Origin of the sequence: Pseudomonas xantholysinigenes, assembly GCF_014268885.2 — a bacterium.
Lineage (GTDB): Bacteria > Pseudomonadota > Gammaproteobacteria > Pseudomonadales > Pseudomonadaceae > Aquipseudomonas > Aquipseudomonas xantholysinigenes.
Genome location: NZ_CP077095.1, coordinates 1,897,442 through 1,924,433, shown reverse-complemented (window position 1 = coordinate 1,924,433; position 26,992 = coordinate 1,897,442). Strand labels below are relative to the sequence as shown.

General features: G+C 64.4%; 26 protein-coding genes and 2 pseudogenes. 16 read left to right on the top strand and 12 right to left on the bottom strand.

What is annotated here, in order from left to right:
- The first annotated feature begins 106 nt into the window (after positions 1–106).
- On the top strand, positions 107–742 hold the full coding sequence (locus tag HU772_RS08680) for an HD domain-containing protein (RefSeq protein ID WP_186659931.1): 636 nt from the start codon (positions 107–109) through the stop codon (positions 740–742).
- Here HU772_RS08680 and HU772_RS08675 read toward each other — a convergent pair.
- Entirely contained in the window at positions 714–1,286 is a 573-nt protein-coding gene (locus HU772_RS08675) for an isochorismatase family protein (protein ID WP_186659930.1), read from the bottom strand. The two genes, HU772_RS08680 and HU772_RS08675, sit on opposite strands and share 29 nt — an antisense overlap.
- A 90-nt stretch (positions 1,287–1,376) precedes the next feature.
- Between HU772_RS08675 and HU772_RS08670 the strand changes: the two genes are divergently transcribed.
- Together HU772_RS08670 and HU772_RS08665 are read left to right on the top strand one after the other, a co-directional pair.
- Positions 1,377–1,820, top strand: a complete 444-nt coding sequence (locus tag HU772_RS08670; protein WP_186659929.1) for a GNAT family N-acetyltransferase — start codon at positions 1,377–1,379, stop codon at positions 1,818–1,820.
- A 165-nt stretch (positions 1,821–1,985) separates the two neighbouring features.
- Positions 1,986–3,008, top strand: coding sequence for a hypothetical protein (locus HU772_RS08665; protein WP_186659928.1), 1,023 nt, complete (start codon positions 1,986–1,988; stop codon positions 3,006–3,008).
- Between the two features lie 16 nt (positions 3,009–3,024).
- Here the strand turns inward: HU772_RS08665 and HU772_RS08660 are convergent, their stop codons facing one another.
- Positions 3,025–3,453, bottom strand: coding sequence for a PACE efflux transporter (locus HU772_RS08660; protein ID WP_186659927.1), 429 nt, complete (start codon positions 3,451–3,453; stop codon positions 3,025–3,027).
- Positions 3,454–3,555: 102 nt separating this feature from the next.
- Between HU772_RS08660 and HU772_RS08655 the strand changes: the two genes are divergently transcribed.
- From HU772_RS08655 to HU772_RS25240, 3 genes and pseudogenes are all read left to right on the top strand, one after another.
- Complete coding sequence (locus HU772_RS08655; RefSeq protein WP_186659925.1) at positions 3,556–4,449, top strand: LysR family transcriptional regulator; 894 nt, start codon at positions 3,556–3,558, stop codon at positions 4,447–4,449.
- Positions 4,450–4,585: 136 nt separating this feature from the next.
- Positions 4,586–5,569 (top strand): annotated as a pseudogene (locus HU772_RS25245) (cache domain-containing protein); the annotation flags it as partial.
- Between the two features lie 162 nt (positions 5,570–5,731).
- Positions 5,732–6,472, top strand: a complete 741-nt coding sequence (locus HU772_RS25240; RefSeq protein ID WP_437182431.1) for a methyl-accepting chemotaxis protein — start codon at positions 5,732–5,734, stop codon at positions 6,470–6,472.
- 62 nt (positions 6,473–6,534) lie between these two features.
- Here HU772_RS25240 and HU772_RS08645 read toward each other — a convergent pair whose 3' ends face one another.
- From HU772_RS08645 to HU772_RS08635, 3 genes are all read right to left on the bottom strand, one after another.
- Entirely contained in the window at positions 6,535–7,599 is a 1,065-nt protein-coding gene (locus HU772_RS08645; RefSeq protein WP_186659921.1) for a YkvI family membrane protein, read from the bottom strand.
- A gap of 104 nt (positions 7,600–7,703) precedes the next feature.
- Positions 7,704–8,084: a RidA family protein gene (locus tag HU772_RS08640; protein WP_186659919.1), complete on the bottom strand. Its 381-nt coding sequence runs from the start codon at positions 8,082–8,084 to the stop codon at positions 7,704–7,706.
- Complete coding sequence (locus HU772_RS08635; RefSeq protein WP_186659917.1) at positions 8,074–9,234, bottom strand: NAD(P)/FAD-dependent oxidoreductase; 1,161 nt, start codon at positions 9,232–9,234, stop codon at positions 8,074–8,076. Before HU772_RS08635 ends, HU772_RS08640 begins: the two co-directional genes overlap by 11 nt.
- 113 nt (positions 9,235–9,347) lie before the next feature.
- On the opposite strand from HU772_RS08635, the gene HU772_RS08630 reads away from it, so the two are divergent.
- The 9 genes from HU772_RS08630 to HU772_RS08590 all read left to right on the top strand — a co-directional run bounded on the left by HU772_RS08630 (position 9,348) and on the right by HU772_RS08590 (position 17,699).
- Positions 9,348–9,950: a helix-turn-helix domain-containing protein gene (locus HU772_RS08630; RefSeq protein ID WP_186659915.1), complete on the top strand. Its 603-nt coding sequence runs from the start codon at positions 9,348–9,350 to the stop codon at positions 9,948–9,950.
- A gap of 633 nt (positions 9,951–10,583) precedes the next feature.
- Positions 10,584–11,369 (top strand): sulfite exporter TauE/SafE family protein, encoded by a 786-nt coding sequence (locus HU772_RS08625; protein ID WP_186659913.1) that lies wholly within the window; start codon positions 10,584–10,586, stop codon positions 11,367–11,369.
- Between the two features lie 106 nt (positions 11,370–11,475).
- Positions 11,476–12,048, top strand: coding sequence for a biliverdin-producing heme oxygenase (locus tag HU772_RS08620; protein ID WP_186659911.1), 573 nt, complete (start codon positions 11,476–11,478; stop codon positions 12,046–12,048).
- Positions 12,049–12,152: 104 nt separating this feature from the next.
- A complete protein-coding gene (locus tag HU772_RS24930) occupies positions 12,153–12,629 on the top strand; it encodes a cupin domain-containing protein (protein ID WP_225923115.1) in 477 nt (158 codons plus the stop codon).
- A 112-nt stretch (positions 12,630–12,741) separates the two neighbouring features.
- Positions 12,742–13,668: a 3-oxoacyl-[acyl-carrier-protein] synthase III C-terminal domain-containing protein gene (locus HU772_RS08610; protein ID WP_225923114.1), complete on the top strand. Its 927-nt coding sequence runs from the start codon at positions 12,742–12,744 to the stop codon at positions 13,666–13,668.
- A 12-nt stretch (positions 13,669–13,680) separates the two neighbouring features.
- A complete protein-coding gene (locus HU772_RS08605) occupies positions 13,681–15,357 on the top strand; it encodes a non-ribosomal peptide synthetase (protein ID WP_186659909.1) in 1,677 nt (558 codons plus the stop codon).
- A 2-nt stretch (positions 15,358–15,359) separates the two neighbouring features.
- Complete coding sequence (locus HU772_RS08600; protein WP_134690131.1) at positions 15,360–15,794, top strand: VOC family protein; 435 nt, start codon at positions 15,360–15,362, stop codon at positions 15,792–15,794.
- 15 nt (positions 15,795–15,809) lie between these two features.
- Positions 15,810–16,259, top strand: coding sequence for a GNAT family N-acetyltransferase (locus tag HU772_RS08595; RefSeq protein WP_186659907.1), 450 nt, complete (start codon positions 15,810–15,812; stop codon positions 16,257–16,259).
- A gap of 75 nt (positions 16,260–16,334) precedes the next feature.
- Positions 16,335–17,699 carry a lysine N(6)-hydroxylase/L-ornithine N(5)-oxygenase family protein gene (locus HU772_RS08590; RefSeq protein WP_186659906.1) on the top strand — a complete coding sequence of 455 codons (1,365 nt, stop codon included), beginning with the start codon at positions 16,335–16,337 and terminating at the stop codon, positions 17,697–17,699.
- Positions 17,700–18,005: 306 nt separating this feature from the next.
- On the opposite strand, the gene HU772_RS08585 is transcribed toward HU772_RS08590, so the two are convergent.
- From HU772_RS08585 to HU772_RS08560, 7 genes are all read right to left on the bottom strand, one after another.
- Positions 18,006–20,216, bottom strand: a complete 2,211-nt coding sequence (locus HU772_RS08585; RefSeq protein ID WP_186659904.1) for a TonB-dependent siderophore receptor — start codon at positions 20,214–20,216, stop codon at positions 18,006–18,008.
- Between the two features lie 147 nt (positions 20,217–20,363).
- Positions 20,364–20,762, bottom strand: a complete 399-nt coding sequence (locus HU772_RS08580) for a hypothetical protein (protein ID WP_186659902.1) — start codon at positions 20,760–20,762, stop codon at positions 20,364–20,366.
- Between the two features lie 61 nt (positions 20,763–20,823).
- On the bottom strand, positions 20,824–22,356 hold the full coding sequence (gene tnpC, locus HU772_RS08575) for an IS66 family transposase (protein ID WP_186659900.1): 1,533 nt from the start codon (positions 22,354–22,356) through the stop codon (positions 20,824–20,826).
- An 18-nt stretch (positions 22,357–22,374) separates the two neighbouring features.
- Entirely contained in the window at positions 22,375–22,734 is a 360-nt protein-coding gene (tnpB, locus tag HU772_RS08570) for an IS66 family insertion sequence element accessory protein TnpB (protein WP_225923113.1), read from the bottom strand.
- A 44-nt stretch (positions 22,735–22,778) separates the two neighbouring features.
- Positions 22,779–23,054 carry a hypothetical protein gene (locus HU772_RS08565; protein WP_186659898.1) on the bottom strand — a complete coding sequence of 92 codons (276 nt, stop codon included), beginning with the start codon at positions 23,052–23,054 and terminating at the stop codon, positions 22,779–22,781.
- Between the two features lie 12 nt (positions 23,055–23,066).
- Complete coding sequence (locus tag HU772_RS25235) at positions 23,067–23,321, bottom strand: DUF7660 family protein (RefSeq protein ID WP_437182418.1); 255 nt, start codon at positions 23,319–23,321, stop codon at positions 23,067–23,069.
- The gene (locus HU772_RS08560; RefSeq protein ID WP_186659897.1) at positions 23,318–25,834 is read right to left on the bottom strand and encodes a hemagglutinin repeat-containing protein; all 2,517 of its coding nucleotides are present in this window, start codon (positions 25,832–25,834) and stop codon (positions 23,318–23,320) included. Before HU772_RS08560 ends, HU772_RS25235 begins: the two co-directional genes overlap by 4 nt.
- 50 nt (positions 25,835–25,884) lie before the next feature.
- On the opposite strand from HU772_RS08560, the pseudogene HU772_RS25230 reads away from it, so the two are divergent.
- A pseudogene (locus HU772_RS25230) lies at positions 25,885–26,922 on the top strand (cache domain-containing protein); the annotation flags it as partial.
- Positions 26,923–26,992 lie beyond the last annotated feature (70 nt).

The following is a 26,992-nucleotide window of genomic DNA, read 5'->3' as shown; positions in this document are numbered from 1 at the left end:
GCGTCGTTGTTTGGCGGACAATGGCAGTTTTTGACGTGTAACGTCAATTGAGGACAAGCGCACCGCCCCGCACACTGGCCACCTCACTCACCGAGGAGCCCTCACCATGTCCATCGCCGGCATCTCTATCCCCGACACCGCCATGACCCGCGAGATCACCGAACTGGTCCGCGACACAGCCTCGCTATTGCTGTTCCACCACTCCAGCCGCGTCTACTATTTCGCCGCCCTGGCCGGCAGGCGGCTCGGCCTGCGCTACGACGCCGAATTGCTGTACTGCGGCTGCATGTTCCACGACATGGGCCTGACCCACGCCCACAGCAGCGACTGCTGCCGCTTCGAGGTCGACGGTGCCAACGCCGCCCGGGATTTCCTGCAACAGCACCGCATCGCCGAACGCGATATCGAACGGGTCTGGACCGCCATCGCCCTGCACACCACCCCCGGCATCCCCGAGCATATGCACCCGCTGATCGCGCTGGTCACCGCGGGGGTCGAGACCGATGTGCTCGGCCTGCACCATGATGGCCTCGCCGCAGGCGAGCGCGAGGCCGTGGTGGCGGCGCATCCCCGCGGCGAGCGCTTCAAGGAGGCGATCATCCAGGCGTTCTACGACGGCATTCGCCACAAGCCGCAGACCACCTTCGGCAACGTCAAGGCCGATGTCATCGCCGACAAGGACCCGACGTTCCGCCCCGGCAACTTCTGCAGCATCATCCGCCAGTCGGGCTGGCCAAGCTGAACGCCAAGGCCTCGACACTGGCCAGGATCTGCACCTCGTCACCCAGCGACCACTCCGCCGCCCGCGCCGCCAGGGCGGCGGGCACGCCCGGTGAGCCGCCCGGCCCAGGCGGGACGTCGTAAGTCGCATGGGCATCATGGGGCAGCAACACGTCAAAGCCCCGCTGCAACGCGGCGCGCACGGTGGCGGCCAGGCACATCTCTGAGAGCAGGCCGCAAAAAGCCAGGCACCGCACGCCAAGCGCCGTCAGCAAAGCCTGCAGCTCGGTGTCGACAAAGCCGTCGTCGTCGGTCTTGAACAGCACGTGTTCACCCTCGGCAGGCGGGAAGTACAGGGGCCAGCCAGCACTGTGCGCAGCGTCCGGACTGCCGGGCGCGCCGTCGTTCTGCAGGAAGATCACCGGCACCCCAGCCTGGCGGGCGCGGGCCAGCAATCGAGCGATACGCACCTGCAAGGCCAGGTGGTCGGGCACGGCATCGGGGCCTTCCATGAAGGCGCATTGCACATCCACCAGCAGCAGGGCGTCGGCCTTGGCTACATCCATCGTCAGCTCCAGGGTTTACGGACCAAGTGCCGAGCATAGCGCAATGCCGTACCCTGTCCGGCGTTTCCACCACGCAGCCTTGGAGGGCTCATGAACTACAGCATCGCGCCAGTGGGCGCGGAACACTTCGATCGGCTTGCCGATCTCTGGGAGGCCTCGGTGCGGGCAACCCACGACTTTCTGCCCGAGGGCTATATCGAACGCTTGAAACCGCTGGTGCGCGAGCAGTACCTGGGCTTCGTCCAGCTGCGCGCCTGGCGTGATGACGCGGGAAGCATCCAGGGCTTTGCCGGGGTGCATGAGGGCAAGCTGGAAATGCTCTTCGTCGACCCGGCGTGCCGGGGCCAGGGTATCGGCAAGGCTTTGCTCGGCCAGGTGATCGATGAGCTGGCGGTGCGCGAGGTCGATGTCAACGAGCAGAACCCGCAGGCAGTGGGCTTCTATTTGAAGCAGGGCTTCATCCAGGTCGGACGCTGCGAGGTGGATGGCCAGGGCGATCCGTATCCGTTGCTGCACCTGCGGTTGGAGCGTTGAACATGTGTTGCAGACCTGCAAAGGGGGCCGCTTTGCGGCCCATCGCGGGACGAGCCCGCTCCTACAGGTATTGCGCAGTACCTGTAGGAGCGGGCTTGCCCCGCGATGCGTCCAGCAGGACGAACCTATACTGCGGATAGCCCCTTTCCCTGGGAGGCAACCCGCGTGAAAGCCAACCTGGTGATCATCCCGCTGTGCCTCCTGCTGGCCCTGGCCGGCTGCGCCGGCAGGCGCCCCCCTGCCCCGCCACCGCCACAAAACCTGCCGCCAGCGGTCTGGCAGCGCATCGACCAGGACATCATAGAGGCCTCGGTGGCCGCCGCGGGCTCGGCCAACGACTACGCCCGACGCTCGATGCGGGTGTGGAAAGAGCAAGTCCAGCAACGCACCGAGAACGACTTCATCCCCTGGTTCACCGGCTATTGGACCCAGCAATGGCTGACCCTGAAAGTGGCCTGGTACAAGATGAACAGCGGCAACGGCCAGGAATCGCCGGAAAAGCGCCTGGGCCTGTACCTGCAGGAGCAGTACCACGCGCGGGTGATCGAACCGGTGGCCGAACAGATTGACCCCGAGGGCATCCGCGACCGCGCCAGCGAGCTGTACCTGCAACTGCTCGGCCAGCAGTTGCCGACGATCATCCAGCGCTACAACGCCCCGCCCGAGCAGTTCAGCCAGCGCCTGAACCGTATCCCGATCATTGCCCTGGGCCCACCCAAGGCCCGCGACGCCTCGCTGTATACCTTGCTGCGGGCCAAGTCGCTGGCGCAGCAACCGGCCTGGCAAGCCCTGTGCCAGCATTTGCACCAGCAGGCCGCCAAGGGGCCTGGGCAAACCGAGGCAGGGTTGTCGTCGGTGGCCACCCAGGCCAGCGAGAAGCTCGGCGCCAGCCTGGCCCCACGCGGCGCGGCCAGCGCCATCGCCGCCGCGGTGGGCAAGGCGGCGGGGGCGATGATCTCGGTGGCGGTGACCGGCTACGGCATGCTCACCCATGACCGCGAACACCCGCAGATGGTCGAGCAACTGCGGGTGATTCTCAACGTGGCGCTGAACCAGGAATGGCAAGAGCTGATGGAAAACCGCCAGAGCGGCGCGATGGCCGGGGTGTATTACCTGTCGGGGCAGGTGGAGGACAGCTTGCTCGGGAGCCGGTCGCAGGCGCCTTTATTGATACGCCTGCCGCCCTGATCCCCCGCCCGCAGGTTCAGGCCGGCGCCAGCGCCGAGGTCGGCAGGCCGAAGATGCGATCAAATGCCCAGTTGTAGACGAACGTGTAGCACGGCACCAGGATGATGAACGCCAGGTCCACCAGCAACGCCTCGAGCAGGGTCATGTCCAGCCACCAGGCGATCAGCGGGATCAGGTACACCACCAGGGTCAGCTGGAAGCCGATGGCATGCGCCACCCGCCGGCCCAGGCTGCGGCCGCGCTTGGCCTGGCGGCTCTCCCAGCGCTCGAACAAGGTGTTGTAGATGAGGTTCCAGACCATGGCGATGGTGGTGATCATCACCGCCAGTGGGCCGGTGTGCGAGGCCTGGGTGTCGGACAGGTAGGCCAGGCCCAGGGTCGACATGCACAAGCCGATCAGTTCGTAGAAGGTCACGTAGACCAGTTTGCGTTTGAGTCCTTGCACGGGGTTACCTTGACTGCGGGTTTCACGAAAGGCGCGCAGAATGCATCAATACACTTGACAGAAAAAGTCGGCAGCTTTCAGATTTATTGAAAGGAGACTGCCATGAACTTTTCCAGCGACACCATCCTGCTGTTTCTCGCCGTGCTCGACCGCGGGTCGTTTTCCGCCGCCGCCCGCACCTCGGGACGCGTGCCTTCGGCAGTGAGCATGGCCATCGGCAACCTTGAAGCGGAGCTTGGCTACCCGCTGTTCCAGCGCGGCCCGCGCGAGGCGCGTCCCACCGCCCAGGCCCTGGCCTTGGAGCCCCACGCACGGTTGATCGCCGAGCAACTGGGGTTGCTGGAAGTGCACGCCCTTGAGCTGTCGCGCGGACTGGAAAGCAGCCTGGCCATCGCCGTGGTGCCAGACATCGACCAACGCCCACTGCTGGCGGCCATCACCCGCCTGGGCGAGCGCTATCCGCTACTCGATATCGAACTGCTGGCCGCCCCTCAGGAAGAAGCCCTGCAACTGCTCGACAGTGGCCGGGCCAACCTGTGCCTGGCCTTTGCCGGGCTGCAGGTCGACCCACGGCGCAGCTTCCAGCACATCGCCATGGAATCACTGGTGGCCACCCTGTCGCCGCGGCACCCGGCCCTGGTCGAAGGGCGTATCCGCCACCTCGAGGACCTGGTCAACCTGCGGCAGATCCTGGTGCGCAGCCGTGATTTGCCATTGTCCGACCCACGTTCGTTGATTGGCACCTCGCACTGGCGTACCGACAGCCTCGACCTGGCCGTGCAGATGGTCGAGGCCGGTCTGGGCTGGGGCGACCTGCCGCTGTCGCGGATCGCCCCGTCGCTGGCCGCCGGGCGCCTGGTACGGCTGCAGTTCCACAACACCCGCAACGAACTGCAACTGCCCGTGCACGCCTTCTGGCTCAAGCAGCAACCCCTCGGCCAGGCCGCCAAGGCCTTGGTCAGCTTGTTGTCGGAGCAATCATTTGTCACAGGCTGAGGGCGTATCCGCCAACCACTGCGACATTTAGTCTTTCAACATTTTTCAGAAGCGGCCGATAACCGTGGCAACAGGTTTCGCCACTCGTGCCACAAGCGCGCGGCGCCCTCCTTTCACTGGCTCAAGGTCTCGAAACATGAACCTGAAATTCCGCCACAAGATCCTGCTCAGTGCCTGCGCCGTCGTGGTCCTGGCCTTCGCGCTGTTCACCCTCTACAACGACTACCTGCAACGCAACACCATCCGCCAGAACATCGAGTCGTCGGTGCGCCAGGCCGGCGCGCAGACCGCCAGCAGCGTGCAGAACTGGATGAGCGGGCGCATCCTGGTGCTGGAAAACCTGGCCCAGGACATCGCCCAGCAAGGCGCCGGCAGCAACGTGCCAGGCCTGGTCGACCAGCCGTCGTACACCAGCAACTTCCAGTTCACCTACTTCGGCCAGAACACCGGCCTGTTCACCCAGCGTCCCGACGCCAAGATGCCTGACGGCTACGACCCGCGCCAGCGCCCCTGGTACACCCAGGCCGTGGCCGCCAACCAGACCATGCTGACCCCGCCCTACATGGCGGCCGTCGGTGGCCTGGTGGTGACCATCGCCATGCCGGTCAAGGCCAAGGGCAGCGGTGAGCTGCTCGGCGTGGTCGGCGGCGACCTGAGCCTGAACACCCTGGTCGACATCATCAATGCCGTGGACTTCGGCGGCATCGGCCACGCCTTCCTGGTCGACCGCAACGGCCAGGTGATCGTCAGCCCGGACAAGGACCGGGTGATGAAGAACCTCAAGGACATCTACCCAGGCTCGCCCCTGCGCGTGGAAACCGGCATCCAGGAAGTCAGCCTCGACGGCAAGGACCGGATCATCTCCTTCGCCCCGGTGGACGGCCTGCCGTCGGCACAGTGGTACATCGGCCTGTCGATCGACAAAGAAAAAGCCTATGCACCGCTGAGCCAGTTCCGCACCTCGGCCATCATCGCCATGCTCATCGCCGTGGCTGTCATCGCCGGCCTGCTGGGCCTGCTGATCCCGGTGCTGATGCGCCCGCTGACCACCATGGGCCGCGCCATGCAGGACATCGCCGAAGGCGAAGGCGACCTGACCCGCCGCCTGGTGGTGGAACAGAAGGACGAGTTCGGCGAGCTGGCCACTTCGTTCAACCGCTTCGTCGAGCGGATCCACGCCTCGATCAGCGAAGTGTCGTCGGCCACCCGCCTGGTGCATGACCTGTCGGAAAAAGTGGTGGGCGCCTCCAACGCTTCGCTCTCCGGCTCCGAAGAGCAGAGCATGCGCACCAACAGCGTCGCCGCGGCGATCAACGAACTGGGCGCCGCCACCCAGGAAATCGCCCGCAACGCCGCCGATGCCTCGCAGCACGCCAGCGGCGCCAGCGAGCAGGCCAACGGTGGTCGCCAGGTGGTCGAGGAAGCGATCAGCGCCATGACCGCCCTGTCCGAGCGCATCAGCGAGTCGTGCGAGCAGATCGAGACCCTCAACGCCAGCACCGACGAGATCGGCAAGATCCTCGACGTGATCAAGGGCATCTCCCAGCAGACCAACCTGCTGGCGCTCAACGCCGCCATCGAGGCGGCCCGTGCCGGTGAAGCCGGCCGTGGCTTCGCCGTGGTCGCCGACGAGGTGCGCAACCTGGCTCACCGCACCCAGGAATCGGCCGAAGAAATCCACCGCATGATCACCAGCCTGCAGGTGGGCTCGCGCGAAGCCGTGCACACCATGAACACCAGCCAGGTGTCCAGCGAGCAGACCGTACAAGTGGCCAACCAGGCCGGCGAGCGCCTGGCCAGCGTGACCCAGCGCATCGGCGAGATCGACGGCATGAACCAGTCGGTGGCCACCGCCACCGAGGAGCAGACCGCCGTGGTCGAGAGCCTGAACCTGGACATCACCCAGATCAACGCGCTGAACCAGCAAGGGGTGGAGAACCTCAACGAAACCCTGCGCCACTGCGACGCCCTGAGCCAACAAGCCGGGCGCCTGAAGCAACTGGTGGGCAGCTTCCGCATCTAAGCCGCCCGCTTCGCCGGCACGCCGGCTCCTGCAGGAGCCGGCCTTGCCGGCGAAGACGCCGGTCAAACCACCGCCACCTTCGCCGCGTTGCCGCGCCGCACCCAGCCCACCAGCACCGCCACCATCAGCACCAGGCCCAGGTAACCGAACAACGGATACACCTGCCCCACCAGGCTGATGAACCCCACCAGGCTGCAGCCGAACCCCACCATCCCGGTCACCACCGCCCCCACGCGAAACTTCGCCGTGCCCGCCGGCAACAGCCGCGACAGGAACGAGAACAACGTGCCCACCGCCGTGTTGACGATCATCCCGAAGATGATCAGGCACATCACCAGCCCCAGCAACGGCGACACTTCGCTGGCGATCGACAGCATCGGCATCGGCAAGGCGGCGACGCTGTCCAGGCGTGACAGCAACCCCGCGCTCATCACCAGCATCAAGCCCCCCAGCGCCGCGCCGCCGAGCAGACCACCAACCACCGCCACCCGGCCATTGCGCGCCGATCCGCCGAGGATCGCCAGGATCGGCGCCCCGGCAACGATGTTGTAGGACACATACAGGAACGCCCCAAGCAACCAGTGCCGCGTACCGGCCTCCTGCTGGCTGGCCAGCTGGTCGAGGGCCGCGAAGCTTTGGCTGCGGGTACACACCGCGTACAGGGCAATGGCCGACGCCACCAGGATCAGCAACGGGGTGATCGCGCCGATGGCGACCATCACCTTTTGCACCTCGAGGCAGACGATGGCCACCACCAGCAGCGTGACCAGCACACTGCCAGCCAGCGCCGGAATGCCGAACTGCTGCTCGAGCAGGGCGCCACCGCCGGCGAGCATGACCACGGTCACGCCGAACATGAAGAAGGTGATGAGCCAATCGACGAAACGGCCCAGGTGGCGGCCGCAGATAGCCTCGATGACGGCCTTGTGCGAAGTGGCCCGCAGGCGGTTGCCGAGCCCGGCCAGGGCCATGCCGAGGAAGGTGAACAAGGCGGCGCTGACCAACGCGCCGACCAGGCCCCACACGCCGAAATCGACGAAGAACAACAGCAGTTCCCGCCCGGACGCAAAGCCCGCCCCCACGATCACGCCGACGAATGCGCCGGCGATCTTCAGTTGCTCTTGCATGTGCACCTCTGGTTCTTATTGTTGTAGCGGGTCGTTGCAGGGTGTCGTGGGAGCGGGCTTGCCCCGCGATACAGCCATCGCGGGGCAAGCCCGCTCCCAGGGTGTCAGTTGTCCTGGCCGAGATAGGCCTGCACCTCGATCTCCACATCCACCCCCAGCGCCAGCGCCGAGGCCACGGTCGAGCGCACCGGCAACGCCGCGCCGAAGAATTCCTTGTACACCTCGTTGAAACCGGCGAAGTGGCTCATGTCCGACAGCCACACGGTGGCTTTCACCACCTGGTCGAATCGCGCGCCGCAGGCTGCCAGGCTCTCGCCGATACGCTCACAGGCAGCGCGGGTCTGGGCCTGGATATCGCCCTTGAGCACCTCGCCGCTGGCGCTCATCGGGATCTGCCCGGACAGGAACAGGAAGCCGCCGGCTTTCACCGCGCGGGAGAAAGGAAACGGCAGGCTGCTGGGAAAACGCTGGATGTCATTGCTCATGGGAAGTCTCCATGGAGGGTTGGCTGAAACGTGCCGGGGACAGTCGAGCAGGCTCGACGCCCTGGCGAACAAGACTGGAACACAAGGGCTGGCCTTGCAGCAGGTCGGCCGCCAGGCGCGAGGCCGCGGCCGCGGACTGGATGCCATAGCCGCCCTGCGCCGCCAGCCAGAAGAACGCCGGCGCCACAGGGTCGAAACCGATCACCAGGTCGCCGTCGGCGACGAACGAGCGCAGGCCCGCCCAGCTGTGGCTGGGGCGGCGGATCTCGAGGGTGGTCATGGCCTCGATATTGTAGATGCCCAGGGCCAGGTCCAGTTCTTCCGGGGCGGCGTCCTGGGGCTCGACCGGGTCGGCGTTGGCCGGCGAGCCGAGCAACTGGCCGGCGTCGGGCTTGAAGTAGAAGCTTTCGTCGACACCGATCACCGCCGGCCAATGGGCGAAGTCGTGCTGCGCCGGGCCGGGGAAGGTGAAGGCGCTGCGCCGGCAAGGTTGCAGGCCGATCCTGGCCACCCCGCACTGCTCGGCCACCCGGTCGGCCCAGGCCCCGGCGGCATTGACCAACTGCCGGGCGCGCACGTGGCTGCCATCGGCCAGCTCGACGTGCCAGAGGTCGTCCAGGTAGTAGGCCTGGACCACTTCGGCGTTGCAGCGCAGTTCGCCACCGGCCTGGCGGAAACCGCGCAAAAAGCCCTGGTGCAAGCCATGCACGTCAAGGTCCATGGCCCCGCTCTCGTGCACCGCCCCGGCCAGCCGCTCACCGCGCAGGCTGGGCACCAGGGCCAGCGCCGCCGCGCTGTCGAGCAGGCTGACGGCGGTGCCGTTGGCCAGGTTCTGCGCGTAGGTCGCTTGCAGCAATTCATGTTGTTCCAGGTTGGCGACGTACAGGCAGCCGCGCGGCTCCAGCAACGGATGCTCGCAGAACCCTGCCGGCGGCTGCGCATAGAACGCCCGGCTGGCGCGGGTCAGCGCCTGGATCTGCGGGGTGCCGTAGGCCTCCATGAACATCGCCGCCGAGCGCCCGGTGGCGTGGTAGCCCGGCTGCGCTTCGCGCTCGAGCATCAGCACCTGGCACTGGCCGGCCAGGCGGTAGCCCAGGGAGGCACCGGCAATGCCGGCGCCAATGATCAAGGTGTCGTGGATAGGTCCCATGCACGCTCCTGCGGCGCTAATTATCATTTGTGAGAATTCTAATATATGAGAATTTCGAATTGCGCAAGCCGACACGGTAAGATGCCCGACCAAAGACCTGCTTGAGCGCCCCGATGCCCGACACCCCCACCGCCCGCCCCCAACTCGACCGCAGCGCCGTCGGCGCGCGCCTGCGCCAGTTGCGCAAGAGCCGGCAGATGACGCTCAAGCAGCTGTCGGCGCAAAGCGGGGTGCCGCTGTCGACCTTGTCGAAGATGGAACTGGCGCAGGTATCGGTGAGTTACGAAAAGCTCGCCGCCGTCGCCCGCGCGCTGAACCTGGACATCGCCCAGCTGTTTCGCGCCAGCAGCCCGAGCGTGGCGGCGCAACCGGCCACCGTGGTGGTCGATTCACTGGCCGCCGTGGCGGGGTATTCCACCGGCACCTACGACTACTACCCGATTGCCGGTGCGTTCCCGGAACGCCGCATGACCCCGGCCTATGCCCGCATCATTGCCCGCGAACGCGGCCAGTTCGACGATTTCATCCGCCACCCCGGGCAGGAGTTCGCCATGGTCATCAGCGGGCGGGTGCGCATCGAATTCGAGACCGGCGAAGCGGTCAGCATCGGCCCGCAGGAAACCGCGTATTTCGACAGCCAGGTGGGGCATATCTACCTGTCGGAGAGCGAGGATGGCGGCGATGCGCGGGTGATGGTGGTGATGACCGATCGCTGAAGATCCAGGGCCCCTGTAGGAGCAACCGTCTTGCTCAACTGCTAAAGCTAGCGCGAATCCCTGTGGGAGCGGGCTTGCCCGCACACAGCGACCGCGCCGACCTCAAGCCATGCACTCCACCTGTGGGAGCGGGCTTGTCGGACCGCCGCACCGCCGCGCAGCAAGCGACGCGGTATCTGGCACCGACTGCGCCGGTGTTCGCGGCTGAAGCCGCTCCCACAGCGACCGCGCCGACCTCGGGGCATGCACTCCACCTGTGGGAGCGGGTTTACCCGCGAAGCAAGCGACGCGGTGTCTGGCACCGGCTGCGCCGGTGTTCGCGGCTGAAGCCGCTCCCACAGCGACCGCGCCGACCTCGGGGCATGCACTCCACCTGTGGGAGCGGGTTTACCCGCGAAGCAAGCGACGCGGTGTCTGGCACCGGCTGCGCCGGTGTTCGCGGCTGAAGCCGCTCCCACAGGGATTCGCGCTAGCTTTAGCAGTTGAACAAGACAGTTGCTGCCACAGGGATAGCAGTGCCCTGCCCGCCAGCGAGCGGTTATAACCTAATAACGAACAAGTCTATTTGGCTATAAAAAAATCTATATGCTGGGCAGCATCCGATCACGGGCAAAGCTGGGCGTCGAGTAGCGTATGGATGTAGGTTCTTTCGGTTTCACCATTGCCGGACTGGCCGTGGGCTTCATCGTCGGCATGACCGGCGTCGGCGGCGGCTCGCTGATGACTCCGATCCTGCTGTGGTTTGGCATCAACCCCGCCACCGCCGTGGGCACCGACCTGCTCTACGCCGCCATCACCAAGGCCAGTGGCGTCTGGGTGCATGGCCGCAACAAGAACATCGACTGGAAGATCACCGGCTGGCTCAGCCTCGGCAGCGTGCCGGCGGCGGCCCTGACCTTGTGGTTCCTCAGCACCCTGCACACCGATACCTCGGCGCTCAACGCCATCATCAAGCAAGGCCTGGCGGTGGTGCTGATCCTCACCGCCCTGGCGATCCTGTTCAAATCGAAACTGCAGGCCTTCGCCAGCAAGCACGCCGGCGACCACTACCACCTCAGCGACCGCACCCTCAATGTGCTGACCGTGATCACCGGCATCGTGCTCGGGGTGATGGTCACCCTCACCTCCATCGGCGCCGGTGCCCTGGGCACCGTGGCGCTGTTCCTGCTCTACCCGTTCCTGGTCACCCGCCGCCTGGTCGGCACCGAGATCGCCCACGCCGTGCCGCTGACCTTGGTGGCGGGCCTGGGCCACGCCGGCATGGGCAACATGGACTGGTCGCTGCTGGGCTACCTGCTGCTGGGTTCGCTGCCGGGGATCTACCTGGGCAGCCACCTGACCGGGCGCATCTCCGACCGGGTGCTGCGCCCGTGCCTGGCGACCATGCTGCTGCTGATCGGCTACAAACTGGCGTTCTGAGGCCACGTGCGAGGATTCGCCGGCAAGGCCGGCTCCTCCAAGATACGCCGGGACAGACAGGGGGCGATCTGGCAGTATCGGCCCTCGCCCTCCAGAACCCTCAGCCATGCCTGACACGCCCCAATCGCTGCTGCTTGCCTTGCGCGAGGCCACCCGGGCCAGCCACAAACGGCTGGAAGCACGCCTGCCGTTTTTCAGCGATGGGTTCGACCTGGCGCGCTACCGCGACCTGATGGCCGCCTACCATGGCTTCCACGCGCCACTGGAAACCGCCCTGGCCGGCTACCAAGGGCGCGAGCGCGACAAGCTGCCTGCCCTGGCCCGGGACCTACGCAGGCTCGGCGTCGATGTCCAGGCCCTGCCCCACTGCCAGGAGTTGCCACGGATCGACGACGAGGCCAGTGCCCTGGGGGTGATGTACGTGCTCGAAGGTTCCACCCTCGGCGGCCAGGTGCTCAAGCAGGCCATGGTCGAGCGCCTGGGCATCGACGCTGACAGCGGCGGCGGCTTTCTCGACGTCTACGGCCCGTTGACCGGCACCTACTGGCGCAGTTTCCTCGCGCGGCTCGGCGCCTTTGCCCGCCAGCCCGAGCGCGAGGCGCGAACGCTCCAGGCCGCGGTGGCCACCTTCGAGTGCTTCGAACGCTGGCTCGAAGCGCGCCACACCTTGCTCGACTAACCCGCTCACAGGCAGTTTGACATCGCTTTGCCACCAGACTATCTTCGCGTGCTTTTTTTCGAAAAGCCCACGGAAGAATAAGAGTTGCCAAGGAGGCAATACGCGTGTCTCGCCTGTCCGCAATCCCCCTCGCCTGCGTGTTTATGGCCGCCAGTTCGGCCGTTTTCGCCAGCAATGGCAGCGCCCCTGAGGCGCCATCCCCCAGCACCTTGCCGATCCCGCGTAGCGTTCCAGCCAGCGTGCCGTTGGTAAGCACCCCAGACACCTCCGAATTCTATACGGCGCTCAACGGCACCCATTACCGCTATCGCTGCCTCTCGCCCTTCACCGCCCCCGGCGAACAAGCCGCGGTCGAAGTCTGCGAACTCCCGCCGGTGGAGCTGCAACTGCATGGCTGGCCCGAAACCGAAGTCATCCAGCTGATCAGCGGGCAAGTACAGATCACCGAAGCCAATGGCGCCCAGCAGCACTACCGGGCCGGCGACATCTTCGTCCTGCCGCAAGGTTTCAAGGGCATCTGGAAACAGCAAGCGACCATCACCAAGGTGACGGTGCGCCACCCGCTGTACTGGAAAGACTGACCACCTCGTAACCCCGACACCCACGCCACCAGGCGCCGGGTGCCCACGCTCGCGCCCTCTCGACAGGCCTGGCGTGGGCTTGCCTTCACCCTTTGAACAAGATGAGCACAACGTGAACCCAACCGTTTACCTGGGCGGCATCGCCTGCGAGACCGGCCAAGCCGTGGACATCGAGGCGGCGCAAATGGCGCCACAGACCCGCGCCCTGCTGCAGTCCGAAGCCAATGGCGTGCGCTGTTTCTCCCACCACCCTGGCCAGCACTGGGAGCTGGTGACCCGCGCGGTGACCCGCGCCCTGGCCGACAGTGGCCGTCAGCCCGGCGACATCGGCGCGGTGCTGCTGGTATCGGGCCTGCTCGATGCCCAGAACAACCTTGAGGCCCTGTGGCTCGCGGAACTGGGCCGCACCCTGCGGATGCAGACCGTGCCCTTCTACGCCGTGGGCCTGGCAGGCTGCGCGGGGTTCCACGCCGGCCTGAAAATGGCTGCGGCGCTGACCGCCAGCGGCGAGGCTGAGCCTGTACTGCTGGTGACCTTCGACCAGGCCGGCGACGCGCTGCAACGGGTCTATGGCGAAGGCAGCGACTTCGTCTACGTGACCGGCGACGCCGCCGCGGCCTGTGTCGTCAGCCGCCAGCCGGCGCAGATGCAGTACGCCCTGCGCGGCAAGGTGCAGTACAGCGCCAACACCGAGCAGATCGAGCATTTTTCCAACGACACCGACATGCGCAGCATCGCCGCGCTGATCAAGCAGACCTGCCAGCACGCCGAGATCGCCCCGCGCACCGTGCAGCACTTCATCTGCAACAACTACACCCTGGAGGCGACCAGGCTGTTCTGCCAGCTCGCCGGGATCAGCTTCAGCAAGGCGGTGACCGCGCCGCTGGCGCGCCATGCCCACTGCTTCAGCGCCGACAACCTGATCAACCTCGGCCACCTGCACGCCGAAGGCGCGCTGCAGCCGGGCGAACATGCCCTGCTGTTCAGCACCGGGCCGTTCCAGCTCGGCGCGTGCCTCGTCACCCGCCTGGCCTGTTGAGCGAATGCCCCGATGAATACCGTTATCCAACGCTTCCACGCCAGCGCCCAGCGTCACCCGCACATGCCCGCGCTGATCGCCGCTGACGGCCAACTCGACTATGCCGGGTTGCTCGCGCGGGTCGATGCCATGGCCGCGCTGTTGCAGCGCGAGGTTGCCCGCGAGCTTGGGCGGGCCATCGCGCCCACCGACAAGATCGGCCTGTCGCTGGGCAAAGGCATCGACCTCTACGTGGCGATCCTGGCCATCCTCAGCAGCGGCGCCAGCTATGTGCCGATCGACCCGGCCTTGAACGCGGACAGCCGCCAGCAATTGCGCGAGCGCTGCCGCTGCGCGCTGGTGCTGACCCCGCAGTGGCTGCACGCCCAAGACCAGGCCGACCTCCCGGCCCCTGCGCCCGCGGCGACGATTGCCAGCGACAACGCCTACACCATCTTCACCTCGGGCTCCACCGGGCGCCCGAAAGGCGTCAGCGTCAGCCAACTGAGCCTGCTCAACCTGGTCGACTGGGCCATCGACGCCTTCGACCTCGGCCCGGGCGCGCGGGTGCTGCAATACTCGACCATCAACTTCGATGCCTCGGTGCTGGACATCTTCCCTACCCTGCTCAGCGGCGCCGCCTTGTGCATCGCCAGTGACGAAGAGCGGATGTCCGAAGCCGCACTGGCTAGCTTCTGTGCCCGCCACGGCGTCACCCAGGCGTTCCTGCCGCCGCCGCTGCTGACCATCTTCGACCCCAGCCGCTTCCCCAGCCTGGGCACCGTGCTGACCGGCGGCGAAGCCTGCCATCCGCGCGCCATCGAGGCTTGGTCGCAGGGCCGACGCCTGTACAACCTCTATGGCCCGACCGAGGCCACGGTGCTGGTCAGTTGCAAGCGCATGAGCGCCGACACCGCCGCGCAGAACATTGGCCAGGCGATCCGTGGCGTGCGCCTGTACGTGCTCGACGAACAGCAGCGCCCGGCCGAACAGGGCGAGCTGCATATCGCCGGCCTGGCCCTGGCCGCCGGTTACCTGGATGACCCAGCCACCAGTGCCGAGCGCTTCATCAGCCTGCCGGCCCTGGACGCCTCGCGGCTGTACCGCAGCGGTGACCTGGTGCAACGCAGCGCCCAGGGCGATATCCACTTCCTCGGCCGCCTCGACCGCCAGGTGAAAGTGCGCGGCTATCGCATCGAGCTGGAAGAAATCGAAGCGGCGCTGTTGCGCCTGGGCTACCAGGAAGTGGCGGTGACCGCCGACCCGCAGGCCGGGCTGGTGGCCTATATCGTCGCCCCAGCGCCCCTGAGCAGCCAGCAGGTACGCGACCTGCTGGGCCAGCACTTGCCGGACTACAAGGTGCCCCAGCAGGTGGTGCGCCTGACAGCCATGCCCTACAAGCCCAACGGCAAGGTCGATTTGGGCCAGTTGCCCGCTCAGGTTCCGGCCGCGCAAGCGCAGGCTGGCAGCGAAGACCACGGCGACACCTTCGCGCGCCTGGCCGAGCTCTGGGCCACCGAATTGCACGTGCCGCTGGCCTCGCTGAGCCCGGCGTCGGACTTCCGCGCCTTGGGCGGCTCGTCGATCAACATCATGCACCTGTTGTCCGCGGTGGAAACCGAGTTCGGCGAGCTGGTCGACTTCATCGACTTCCTCGAAACCCCCACCCTTGCGTTCCTTACCCACACCCTTGAAAGCCGGAGCCAGTAATCATGCTTGAAACACTCAACCACGTAGGCCTCACCGTCCTGAACATCGAGGAAACCCTGGCCTTCTACCGCCAGCTGACCACCGTGGAAATCTACGAAGAGGCAGTGCGCATCAGCGGCGACGGCGTGGGCCAGGTCATCAACGTGCACCAGCCGGACTACACCTCGTGCATGGTGCGCATCGGCCAGCGCGACTTCGAGCTGATCGAGCATCACAGCTCCAAGGGCCGTCATATCATTTCCCAGCACAACGACTCCGGTGGCATCCACCTGGCGTTCATGGTCGACAACATCGACGAGGTGTTCGCGCGGGTCAAGGCCATGGGCATCACCCCCACCACCGAGCAGCCCTACACCGCCCGCGAGTTGGAAGGGTACCGGGCGTTCTTCTTCCGCGACATCAACAACGTCCAGATCGAAATCGGCCAGATCCACTGAAGACGAGACCCAGCCATGCACATCATTGCCTGTGAACTGCAACACCTCGATGCCGCCGCGGACCTGTTCAACCAGTACCGCATGTTCTACGAAGAGGCCGACGACCTGCCGACCGCCCGGGCGTTTCTGCAAAACAACCTGGAAACCGGCAACTCGCGGATCTTCCTGCTGCTGGACGACAACTACCAGGCCATCGCCTTCGCCCAGCTGTACCCGGCGACCTGCTCGCTGGCGATGAAGCGCTTCTACTGGCTGTACGACCTGTTCGTGGCGCCCCACGCCCGCCGCGGCGGCCACGCGCGGACACTGATGAACCACCTCACCGCCACCTTCAAGGCCGAAGGCGCCCAGCGCCTGAGCCTGGACACCGCGCGCAGCAACACAGCGGCGCAAGCCCTGTACGAATCGCTGGGTTACCAGGCCGAACAGGACTTCATCACCTACCACCAGATGTTGAACGACTGAGGCACCCGCCCTAGCGGCGCGGTTCAGTTCAAGGAATACGGCTGCCAGCGGCAGCCAGGGCATGGAAACTCCAACGTGAAACATTCAACTGATCGCATCTACGATCTGCTCGGGGTGGGCGTCGGCCCGTTCAACCTCGGGCTCTGCGCCTTGCTGCAGCCACTGGACCAGGTCGACAGCCTGTTCTTCGAAGCCAAGCCGCGCTTCGAGTGGCATGCCGGCATGCTGATCGACGACGCGACCCTGCAAGTGCCGTTCACCGCCGACCTGGTGACCATGGTCGAACCGCGCAGCCGCTACACCTACCTGAACTACCTGCACGAGCAAGGCCGGCTGCACCAGTTCTGCTCCTACGAGAGCTTCTACGCGCCACGGGCCGAGTACAACCGGTACTGCCAATGGGTCAGCGAGCAGATGGACAACATCCGCTTCTCGTCCCGGGTGGTGGCGCTGGAAGTGATCGACGACATTTTCCACCTGAGCGTGCTCGACCAGGCCAGCCAGCAGCAGCTGACCTACCGGGGCCGTAACCTGGTGCTGGGGGTCGGCACCGAACCGACCTGGCCGGCAATGGCCAACGCGGCGATGGGCCAGGGCAACTGCATCCACTCCAGCGCCTACCTGCAGAACAAGCAGGCACTGCAGACCCGCCGCGATATCACCATCGTCGGCAGTGGGCAAAGCGCAGCGGAGATCTTCCTCGACCTGCTGCGCGAGCGGCCGCGCCACGGCTATGCGCTGAACTGGCTGTCGCGCAGCCGGGGGTTCATCGCCATGGAGTATTCCAAGCTCGGTTCCGAGCACTTTTCCCCGGACTACGCCGAGCACTTCCACGCCCTGCCCGAGCACAGCCGGCTCGCGGCCCTGCAAGGGCAAAGCCTGTGGTACAAGGGCATCTCCCTGGACACCATCAAGGACATCTACGACTGCCTGTACATGCAGTCGATCGAGCAAGCCTTGCCGGTGGTGGTGCAGTCGCGCACCGAGCTTGAGCATATCGACAGCGACGGCCAACGTCTGTCGCTGCATTGTCGCCAGCTGGACATGCACAAGCGCTTCGGTTTCGACACCGATGCACTGGTGCTGGCCACCGGTTACGACTATGTGTTCCCGTCATTTCTGCGCAGCCTCGAGCAATGGCTGGAGTTCGATAGCAAGGGCCATGCCGCGGTCAACCGCGACTACACCCTCAAGACCTCGGCGCACATCAAGGGGCGGATCTACGTGCAGAACGCCGAGATCCACTCCCACGGCGTCGGCGCGCCCGACCTGGCCATGGGCGCCTTCCGCAGCGCCAGCATCATCAACCACCTGACCGGCACCGAGCACTACACACTGCGCACCCGCAATGTGTTCCAGACCTTCGGCATCGCACCGCAGTGGTTGCCGGGGGCCGAGGCCGAGGTCAAGGCCCTGCATGGCAATCCGGCACGGGCCTGAAGTTGATCGACCAGCAGGGCGTCAGGCAGGCAGCTTGCTTGTTTTGCGGCTGCTTCGCGGGTGAACCTGCTTCTGTAGGAGTCGATCTTGCTGGCGAAGCAGGCAACGCAGTGTATGGCACCGGCTACGCCGGTGTTCGCGGGTGAACCCGCTCCCACAGGGATCGTGCAGAGCTCGGCCATGCTCGCCCCCTGGAGGAGCCAGGCTTGCTGGCGAACCAGGCAACGCGGTGCCTGGCACCGGCTGCGCCGGTGTTCGCGGGTGAACCCGCTCCCACAGGGGGCTTGCAGAGCTCAGCCATAGGCCTCAGAACGAGATGTTCAACGCCGCGAACAGCGCCCGGCCCGGCTGGTTGTAGGTGTTGGCCCCCGAGCTGCTGGCGTTGCCGCCACGCATGATCTGCTTGTCGAACACGTTGTTCACACCCAGGCGCACATCGTAGGTGGCGTTGAAGCGGTAGCCGGCGCTGACGTCCACCAGCCCGTAAGCCTCGACATCCTGCTGCGCCTGGCTGTCGTACTTCTCCTGGGTGCGGTAGTTGTAGGTCGGCGATTTCTGCTTGCCGTACCAGGTGCCCGCCACCTGCAGCGACAGCTTGTCGGTGGCCTGCCAGTCGAGGCTGGTGTTGACCGTGTACTGCGGGATCACCGACAACGGCTCGCCGGTTTCGCGGTTGTCGTTGTCGAGCATCCAGGTCAGGTTGGTGTTCCAGTCCAGGCTCGGGCTCAGTTCGACGAACAGGTTGCCCTCGATCCCTTCGACCCGCGCCTTGCCGGCGTTTTCCCACTGGGTCACGCGGCGGCCACTGTTGATGGTGTAAAGCACATCGGTGTCGCCGATGACCTTGTTCTGGTAGTCGTTGCGAAAGTACGTCGCGCTGGCACGCCAGTCACCCTGGTCATAGGCCAGGCCGATCTCTTTATTGACGCTGATCTCCGGCTTGAGGTCGGCGTTGCCCTGCAGGTAGCAGCCACCCGAGTTGGCCTGCTGCACGCTGCAACCATTGCCCCGGCTGTAGAGCAGGTAGTTGGGGTTGGCCTGGTACAGGTTGGGCGTCTTGTAGGCGCGGGCGATGCCACCCTTGAGCGTCCACTGCTCGCTGAGCCGGTGCGCCAGGTTCAGGCTCGGGCTGAAGTTGTCGCCGAAGGTGTCGTGGTGGTCGAAGCGCAGGCCCGGGGTGATGGTGGTGTCGCCGACGATGATGTTGTCTTCGACGAACAGCGCGTGGCTGCGGGCGTTCATCTTGCTGTCGGCGCGGTTGAAACCGACGATGGCATTGTTGCCGGAGCCGCTGGGGTCGAAGCTCTGCGGGCGGAACGAGCCCTGGTCGTTGAGGGTTTCGTAGAGGTACTCGCCCCCCAGGGTCAGCACATGCTCGGTGCTGCCCAGGGCAAACGGCAGGTTGACCTCGCTGCTCAGGCGCGTGTTGCGCAGCCGCGACAGCGCCGCGCCGGTGCCGTTGATCGAACCTTCCGGGCCGCCAGCCAGGCCTTCGTTGAGGCGCCAGTTGCGCACGTACTCGTAGGCCAGCACGGTCTTGCTGGTGCCCCAGGCGAAGTCGCCCAGGTGGGTCAGGTCGTAGGTGTTGCGCTGCATCACGTTGGTTTCGTGACCATACAGGCTGGAGATCAGCTCGGGATTGCCGCCGCCGTTGCTGTTCATGGTGTCGCCCGCGTAGATATTGCCCTGGCGGCTGTAGCCGGCGCTGACCTCAAGGCGATGCTCGTCGTTGAGCTTCCAGCTCAGCAGGCCGTTGATGTCCTTGTTGCGCACCCCTTCACGGCCAGCGACCAAGGCACTGTTGGCGTGCTTGGCGTTGATGTCCAGGTCGTCGGCGTCGGTCTTGGCCAGGCCGCCATAGACACGAAACCCGAGGTTGTCGGTCAGCCCACCGCCCAGGTTGAAGTTGGCCCGGCGGCTGGCGCCCTCGGCGCTGTCCTCGGGCATTTGCGTGTACAGGTTGAGGCTGCCCTTGAGCTCCTCGGTGGGGCGCTTGGTGATGATGTTGACCACCCCGCCCATGGCGCCGGAGCCGTAGCGCGCCGCCGCCGGGCCGCGCAGGATCTCGATGCGCTCGACCGCCTCGGCCGGCACCCAGTTGGTTTCGCCACGGGTGTCGCGGTCGCCGTTCCAGCCGTAGCGCACGGCATTGCGCGCGCTCGAAGGCTTGCCATCGATAAGGATCAGGGTGTTTTCCGGGCCCATGCCGCGCAGGTCGATCTGCCGGTTGTTGCCCCGCGCGCCGCTGGCGCTGTTGCCGGTGAGGTTGACCCCGGGCTCGCGGCGGATGATGTCGGACAGGTCGTTGGCCGGCGGCCGGCGCTGGATGTCCTCGGCGGTGATGATCGACGAACCCAGCGCCTGGCGCGCCTCGCGTTCGGCGGTGACCAGGGTGTCCTCGATCACCAGCGCGCCACTGCGTTTGTCCTCGACCTCCACGGCCGCCAGGGCCAGGGACGGTGAAGCCAGGGTCATCAGCGCCAGGGCCAGGCGCTGGGGTGAGGTGGTCGGTTGCATCGGTACATCTCCTGAAAGCGTGGGCGTATGGCAGGCCCCCGAACCGGCAGGCCCCTCGCCCACCGGTTGCTCAGGCAGGGCCTGGGGAACCGTCAGGGATGGTAAATATAGATATTCTCATCTGCATTTAAATCTTATTTACGAAATTTACAGGTTGCGCCCTGCCCGCCTCCAGCGGTTGAGCGCCACCCGCAACAAGGCCGTCAGCGGCCCCGTCAGCAGGATCGCCGCTGCGCATAGCGCCACGCAGACTGCGGTAAAGCCCAGGGCGCGCACGGGGTGATGGGGGTTGAAGTAGACCAGCACCAGCAGCGCCAGCAGGCCCGTCAACGCCCACCGGATCGCCAGGCGGGGGATCGCCACCATCAGCAGGTTGAAGAACACGAAGGTGTAGAACACCAGCATCGTGGCCAGGCCCACGCCGACACCACGGGCCAGTGGTGGGCCGACATGCTGGCGATACAGGTCGAAGCCCAGCGCGAGCAGATAGGGAAACACCACGCAGGCGAGTGCGTGGAGCAACAAACGGGAAAACAGCGCCAGCATGCGTCCATGGTCCTTGGTAAGCGCTCCATAAACCCCACCTAGCCCAAGATGGGCAGAGCCCTCAGCTATGTATTTGAGGTGTGCAATTCCATGGCAACAGCGCTTCGTAGTCTTCCACTGAGGACGCCTGCGGCAGGCGTTCCAGTGCGTGGCGCAGCCACGCATAAGGCTCTTTGCCGTTGGCTTTGGCTGTCTCGACCAAGCTGTAAAGTTGCGCACTGGCCGTCGCCCCTCTGGGCGTGTCACTGAACAACCAGTTCTTTCTGCCAATGACAAACGGGCGGATCGCACGCTCTGCGGCATTATTGTCGATCGGCAAGTCACCCTGCTCGACGTAGCGTTCCAACTTGCTCCAGTTACTGGCCAGATAGCCGATGGCTTTACCCAACGCATTCTGGGTCGTGAACTGGGGCTGCGTTTTCTCTGTCCAGGTTTTCAATTGAGCCAGCACCGGTTGGCTGCGCGCTTGGCGGGCAAGCTTGCGATCTTCATCGCTGCCATCCTTAAGGTCGCGCTCAATGCCGTACAGCTTGTTGATCAAATTCAGGGCGATATCTGCGCGCCCGGTTTTACCCTTGGGCTGCACTTTCTGCGCTTCGACGAACTTGCGGCGTGCGTGTGCCCAGCAGCCCAACCGCTCTACGCCGTCTTGTGCGGCCAGCGCGTTGTAACCGGTGTAGTCGTCGGTCATGACATAGCCGCGATAACCATCTAGCAGGCGCACGGGCACCTCCTGCGCTCGGCTGGTGGCGTAGTCGAAGAGGATCACTGGCCGATCAGGCGGGCCGCCGGTTTGTACCCACATCCAGGATTGGCTGCTGGACTCACGACCCGGCTCTTTCAACATCTGCACACGGGTTTCATCACAGTGGATGATCCGGCTGTGCATCAGGTTTTCGCGCATTAGATTCAGCAGCGGCTGAAAGTGCTCGCTGCATTGAATCACCCAGCGTGCCAGGGTTTGGCGTGGGATATCGATACCGTGACGCCCCAGCACTTTTTCGAAGCGATGAAGCGGTAAGCCGTCTACGTATTTGGTGGTCAGCAGCATGGCCAGCACACTCGGGCTGGCCATGCTTTTCTCGATCACCTGGGCGGGTTTGTCCGCGGTTACGGGCGCTGATTCGCAATCGCGGCAACCGTACACCTTGCGGACATGCTTGATGACGCGAATCTGCATCGGGACGATTTCAAGCTGTTCGCTGACTTCTTCACCAATGGCATGTTTGCGGCAGCCGCACGTGCAAATCAGTTCATGCTCGGGCAGTTCGTGGACAACTTCGATACGCGGCAAATCAGCTGGCAGCGGCTTGCGCTTGCCACGGCGTTTGGTCGGCGCAACGATTTCTTCGTCGCCAGCCTCATCCACGGGTTCGGCCAGGCTTTCCGCTTCGTCGAAGAGCGGCAATTGCGGCGTCGCCGCATCGCTTGTCTGCTCGGTCTTGCGCCCGAACAGGCGCTGGCGCAACAGCGCAACTTCCTCTTCGAGATGAACGATCTTGCCCTTGTCGGACGCGCGCTCGTTGATCATCTGCTCAAGCAGTTGCTTGAGCAGAACAGGATCGTCAGGAAGGTTTTCGGGCATGGAAATCATGCCGCGGATTATACCGAATCAGGCGACGAATCGAGGCGTCAAAACCTGATGCGGACGGTTGCGCCAGAGGTCGAAGCCGTCGAGTAGCCAGTTCAGTTCCTGAACGGTCAGGACGATGGCTTCGTCAGTGACATCGGGCGAGGTTTTGAAACGTTCGGACTCCAAGCGTTTGAGCCAGAGGCAGAAGCCGTTGCGTTCCCAATACACGATCTTCACGCGGTTGCGCGGCTTGTTGAGGAAGACGAAAAGCACCGGGTCGAACACCGCCACCTTGATATCGAGTTCGACCAGAGCGGCCAGGCCATCGATGGACTTTCGAAAGTCGACGGGCTTGGGGTAGAGGTACACTTTTTCGACTTTGGCGTCGGGTCGCATCATGGTCGGCGAGCTCCAGAAAGAAATCGGGAGCACAGCATCGGGGATCAGGTAAGTGCTTTGAATGTGGGGTTCATGGAGCGCTTACGCGTGTTTTCCATACTAGTCAGCTTGCCATCATGCATTTTCAACACATCAACCGGGTCACCTTTCCAGCCATTGGTTTTCATGCTCTGGACTAAATCGTCGTAGGTGTAATTCGTGCCAGAGACCCGATCTGTCTTGTTGAACGAAACAGAATTCTGCGAGAAGCGAATATCATCAGCAGCATAAGTTGCTGCATTGTCTGCGCCTTTTGCAACAATTAAATCAATCTCGAACAATCAGAACTGACTTTATTCATACACTTTTGCAGCAGAGAGTATTTTTGCGAAAGTTTTCCAGCTTGGAGAAAGTACTTCCACGTCCCCAGCGTTCCGAGAGTATGCGTCGATCACTCTAACCCAAGATTCCATGCCATCTAAAAATCTATCTAGGGTTTGGTTTTCCCAGTCATCCGGATTTTCTATTAGGTCATTCCGTAAGGCGGCCAGAAAATCCGCAAAATCCTCTTTACTCTCTACAGAGTCAATATCTCTACTTATAGTCACTGGCAAGAACCTCTAACACAAATAATTGTACCACCGTTTGGGGTAGTCATTTTCCAAGCTTCTTTGGCTACCTCGGCCTGAGTGGCGGGAACAATTTTCACTGGTACACCAGCCTGAGAAGCAGCCATCAGACGACGATTGTCCAAGCTGTAAATTACACCGTCCTTTTCAAAAACACGAATTGGCGGCAAGTCATCGGGCAATATTTTTCCAGATTTCAACCCGTTAATTGTTGACTGGAGAGATTGTCCATCTTTAAAGGTATTCGACACACTATTCTGAGTGAACCTTATATCTGCCGGGTTTGCATAACCCGTAAGATTCTCCGGCAAACTGCTTGGCAACCGCTGTGTGGTTGCTTTTGCACCATTTGTAGCCCTTCCATAAACCGCCAACACGCCAAACTTTAGAACATCCTTCCACCCAGCGCCATCATCGATCATCTTGACGACGCCTTGCACATCTACCGGTGACAGCGTCGACCCGACCAAACCATCCTGCTGGGCGCGGATCTTGATTTCTTCGCCACTGGCACCTTCGCGAAGCCATTCGGCGATCCGCTCAGCAGACCTGATCGCACGCACAGAAGGGTTTGCAGCAACCCCCATGGGAGTCCAATCAGCGCCCGACAGTGAATAGATGTTGAGGTCGTCTGAACCCAGCCCCTGGCGTTGCCCTTCCTTGATGCCATCCAGCATGGCAATGGCGTAGTCGGCCACCAGCGTGTTGTATTCGTCCCGGCTCAACCTTCCGCTTTCATACATCTCAGCGAGCTTTTGTCCGGCCTCTTGTTCCCGTTGCCTGTACTCGTCGCGAACCCCGCGCTGGCACACCTGCTCTCCCGCGCAGCCCTCGTACCGCTCCTGCAAATCGTCAATGCTGCCAATACCATCGGCCTTGAGCTTCTCGTACAGCGCACGGCTGGTCGCATCCAATCGCTCGACACCGTACTTGTTCGCCAACAAGTTGTTCTCAACAGCGTTGCGGCCCGCCCCCGCGCCCGCCACAGCACCCGCACTGTTGCCCTCCACCAGCCCCCCGGACAGCCCAGCGGCCAACGTCGACAGGGCCGAAATGGTCTGTTTCTGCTCCTCACTCAGGGCATTGCCATCGGTGGTGCCATACAACTGCTGGGCAATCAGACGAGCAGCCACTTCTCCACCTGCGGCACCCGCCGCACCCGCCGCCGCCGAGTTACCCTGCGCCTGGGCCACCACAGCCCCCAGCACCGCATGGGCCATGACATTGAGCGCCGTGTTGTCTCCGGTGGACTTCTTGATCACTTGCGCCAGGTACGGCGCCGAGGCTCCAGCCAGTGCCGAGCCGATATTTCCCCCGGCCAGTCCCTGCAAGGCCGCTGTAACGGCCTGGGTTACACGCTGGTAATCACCACTGGTACCGTACTTACCCATGATCCTCTGGTAAGCATCGGTACCCGCCAGCTTTTTCTGGTACTCCTGTACCGCCTCTTGGCTCGCGCCTTTCCCCGGCTCCTCGACCCCACGCGCCTTCAGCTCGGCACGACCTTCCTCCTTGGCCTTGAGCTGGCCCTGGGTGCGCACGATGTCCGACACCTGGTTGCCGATATCCGCGATCAACTGCACCTGCTGCAGACGCCGCTGCTCTTTCTCCTTGTCGAAGATCGGGCTGATGCTGTCGTTGGCATGCTCCACGTCATGGCTCAGGGTCGCCACGTCCTGCTTCTGCTGGCCCGGATCGCGGATCTCCAGGGTGCCTTCGGACACCGCCGAGGCGGTGGTGCCGCTGGCGCTGCCACTGTGGTTGAAGGCGATCAGCGTGCCGGTCGGCATGTTGCTGGTGAAGCCGCTCGAGCCGTTGTTGCCACCGCTGATGCTGGCGCTGGCCATCTGGCTCTTGAACTCGGCCTTGTTCTTGATATCGCTCCAGCCCAGGGTGCCGGTGCTCAGGCGGTTCTTGTCGGCCTCGGCGGTGCTGGCGATGACGCTGCCGTCAAGCTGGGTGTGCTTGCCCACCTCGACCTGGTAACCGCCCTTGCCGGCGAACAGCCCGGTCTGCTCCTGCACGCTCTTGTAGGTGGAGTCGAGCTTGCTCTGGCTGACGCGGAGGTTGCCGCTGGCTCCACCGGCGCCAATGATGGTGACGCTCGCGCCACCGCTGACGTTGCTCTGCTTGGACTTGTAGTCGTCGCTGTCCTGCAGGCTCTGCAGCGTCAGGTCACGGCCAACGTCGGCGACCACCTTGTCGCCGTTGACCTGCGCGCCCTTGAGCGTGGTATCCCGCCCGCTGAGCAAGCTGGCCTGGTTCCCGGCATCCAGGGTGGTTTCGTTCCAGGTGGTGCCGTTGCCCTTCTCCTTGCCGCTGCCTTGGTTGGCATTGGCGAAAATGCTCAGGCCGAAGCCATTGTCGCTGACCCCGATGCTGGCACCGCCGCAGATGGCTCGAGACAATCCCCGCGTCGGCTTGTACACAAGTCCTTGGCAAAAGGTATATATTCCGCCCGCCGCAACAGAAAGATGGCGCTTGGCCAGCATCGAATCGAAGCGGCCGCGCGCACCTTCCCCCTCACGGATTGGGCGTTACGATGAAAATAAAAAACAAACTGGTCCTGGCCTTCGTGCTGGTGGCCTTCATCCCGGTGGCACTGGTCGGCGGCATCTCGGTGCTGAACATCCGCAACGAGGCGGTGGAGCAATTCCTCGATGGCAGCACCCGGGAGATCCGCCAGATCGACGGCAACATGCGCCAGTTCTTCGAGGGCACCTTGCAGAACGTCGACCAGATGGCCAAGGACCCGCTCTACACCGAAGTAACCTCGCTCAAGGACTACACCGGCGCCGATGCCGCCAGCCAGCCCATGCCGGCGGCGGCGCGGCACGTCATCGACGCCTTCGCCCGCTATGGCAGCACCCACCCGGCGGCGGCGATCCTCTCCATCGGCCTGGAAGACGGCAGCTACGCCAAGTGGCCGGACGACCCGCAACTGGCCAAGTACGACCCACGCACCCGCCCCTGGTACAAGGACGCGATGGCCAGCCCCGACAAGACCGTGCGCACCGCCGCCTATTACTACGACAAGGACGACGTGGCGCTGGTCGGCACCGCCCGGGCGCTGCTCGATGCCAGCGGCAAGGCCAAGGGGGTGTTCGTGGTCAGCGTGTCGCTGAAGAACCTCACCGAGCTGGTCAAGAGCATCAAGCTCGGCGACAGCGGCTACGTGATGCTGATCGAGAACGGCACCGTGCTGGTCGACCCGCGCGATGCCAGCCACGGCTTCAAGCAGCTCAAGGACCTCGGCGCGCCCTACGCGCAACTGGCGGCGACCGCCCAGGGCGCTACCGAGGTGACGATCGACGGCAAGCGCTACATGGCCAACGTGTGGACCTCGCCAGGCCTGGGCTGGCGCTTCGTCGGCCTGATCGAGTACGACGAAGTGATGGCCGCCGCCACCCGCATGACCTATGTCACCGCACTGATCGTGGTGGTGCTGGCGCTGCTGTTCGCCCTGGTGGCGGCGGCGTTCTCGCGGGTCATCGTCAGGCCCATCGGCCAGGTCAGCATCGGCCTGCAATCGATCGCCGAGGGCGAAGGCGACCTGCGCCGCGACCTGCAGGTGCAGGGCAAGGACGAAACCGCTGAGCTGGCCGGCTGGTTCAACAAGTTCCTCGCCGCCATTCGCCAACTGATCCAGC

Coding starts and splice junctions, on each gene's coding strand:
- HU772_RS08600 (WP_134690131.1), top strand. CDS start 15,360: ATGCTTGAAACACTCAACCACGTAGGCCTCACCGTCCTGAACATCGAG.
- tnpB (WP_225923113.1), bottom strand. CDS start 22,734: ATGATGCGACCCGACGCCAAAGTCGAAAAAGTGTACCTCTACCCCAAG.
- HU772_RS08680 (WP_186659931.1), top strand. CDS start 107: ATGTCCATCGCCGGCATCTCTATCCCCGACACCGCCATGACCCGCGAG.
- HU772_RS08625 (WP_186659913.1), top strand. CDS start 10,584: ATGGATGTAGGTTCTTTCGGTTTCACCATTGCCGGACTGGCCGTGGGC.
- HU772_RS08635 (WP_186659917.1), bottom strand. CDS start 9,234: ATGGGACCTATCCACGACACCTTGATCATTGGCGCCGGCATTGCCGGT.
- HU772_RS08675 (WP_186659930.1), bottom strand. CDS start 1,286: ATGGATGTAGCCAAGGCCGACGCCCTGCTGCTGGTGGATGTGCAATGC.
- HU772_RS25240 (WP_437182431.1), top strand. CDS start 5,732: ATGCGCACCAACAGCGTCGCCGCGGCGATCAACGAACTGGGCGCCGCC.
- tnpC (WP_186659900.1), bottom strand. CDS start 22,356: ATGATTTCCATGCCCGAAAACCTTCCTGACGATCCTGTTCTGCTCAAG.
- HU772_RS08655 (WP_186659925.1), top strand. CDS start 3,556: ATGAACTTTTCCAGCGACACCATCCTGCTGTTTCTCGCCGTGCTCGAC.
- HU772_RS08670 (WP_186659929.1), top strand. CDS start 1,377: ATGAACTACAGCATCGCGCCAGTGGGCGCGGAACACTTCGATCGGCTT.
- HU772_RS08585 (WP_186659904.1), bottom strand. CDS start 20,216: ATGCAACCGACCACCTCACCCCAGCGCCTGGCCCTGGCGCTGATGACC.
- HU772_RS08645 (WP_186659921.1), bottom strand. CDS start 7,599: ATGCAAGAGCAACTGAAGATCGCCGGCGCATTCGTCGGCGTGATCGTG.
- HU772_RS08560 (WP_186659897.1), bottom strand. CDS start 25,834: ATGCTGGCCAAGCGCCATCTTTCTGTTGCGGCGGGCGGAATATATACC.
- HU772_RS08630 (WP_186659915.1), top strand. CDS start 9,348: ATGCCCGACACCCCCACCGCCCGCCCCCAACTCGACCGCAGCGCCGTC.
- HU772_RS08595 (WP_186659907.1), top strand. CDS start 15,810: ATGCACATCATTGCCTGTGAACTGCAACACCTCGATGCCGCCGCGGAC.
- HU772_RS08620 (WP_186659911.1), top strand. CDS start 11,476: ATGCCTGACACGCCCCAATCGCTGCTGCTTGCCTTGCGCGAGGCCACC.
- HU772_RS08605 (WP_186659909.1), top strand. CDS start 13,681: ATGAATACCGTTATCCAACGCTTCCACGCCAGCGCCCAGCGTCACCCG.
- HU772_RS08580 (WP_186659902.1), bottom strand. CDS start 20,762: ATGCTGGCGCTGTTTTCCCGTTTGTTGCTCCACGCACTCGCCTGCGTG.
- HU772_RS08640 (WP_186659919.1), bottom strand. CDS start 8,084: ATGAGCAATGACATCCAGCGTTTTCCCAGCAGCCTGCCGTTTCCTTTC.